This window comes from Sphingobium quisquiliarum P25 (assembly GCF_000445065.1).
Taxonomy (GTDB): Bacteria; Pseudomonadota; Alphaproteobacteria; order Sphingomonadales; family Sphingomonadaceae; genus Sphingobium; species Sphingobium quisquiliarum.
The window spans coordinates 1-612 of the sequence record NZ_ATHO01000008.1; the positions used below are offsets into that span (position 1 = coordinate 1).

Consider the following 612-nt stretch of genomic DNA (forward strand, 5'->3'; position numbering starts at 1 on the left):
GACGTCCAGCCGGGCAAGCGCGTCCGCGGCCAGCGCAATCTCCGCCTTGCGGTCGAGGACCGATGCGACCAGCTCCTCCAGATGCGCGGCCTCGGCGATCAGGGCGTGCGCGCCAGCCTGCGCGACGCGCCCCGCCTGTTCGTGCAGGTCCACCGAATTGAAGCGCACCACGCCCGCCAGCGTCTGCCGGTGGGTGAAGCCGCTTTCGGGCTGCATCAGCGGGTCGGCCGCGCGCGCGGGAACCTCGACATGATAGCCAAGGACGCCATTGTGGCGGATCTTGAGGCTGGAGATGCCGGTCTGCTCGCGATATTTGGCCTCCAGCGCCGCGATGGCGCGCCGCCCGTCGCCCGCCAGACGGCGCAGTTCGTCCAGTGCGGGGTCATAGCCATCGGCGATATAGCCGCCGTTCGCCGTTTCCGTCGGCGGGCTGGGCACCAGCGCGCGGGATAAGGCATCCACCAGCGCGCCATGGCCGTCGAGTGCGGGGAGAAGCTGTTGCAGCATCGGCGGCAGGTCAGGCAAGCGCGTCAGCCGCTCACGCAGCACCCGCCCTTCGCCAAGGCCGTCGCGCAATTGGCCAAGGTCGCGCGGGCTGCCCCGGCCGATGGC

At 70.9% G+C, this 612-nt stretch carries 1 pseudogene; it reads right to left on the reverse strand.

Going from position 1 to position 612, the window contains the following annotated elements:
• Positions 1-612 (reverse strand): annotated as a pseudogene (locus L288_RS0121080) (DNA mismatch repair protein MutS); the annotation flags it as partial.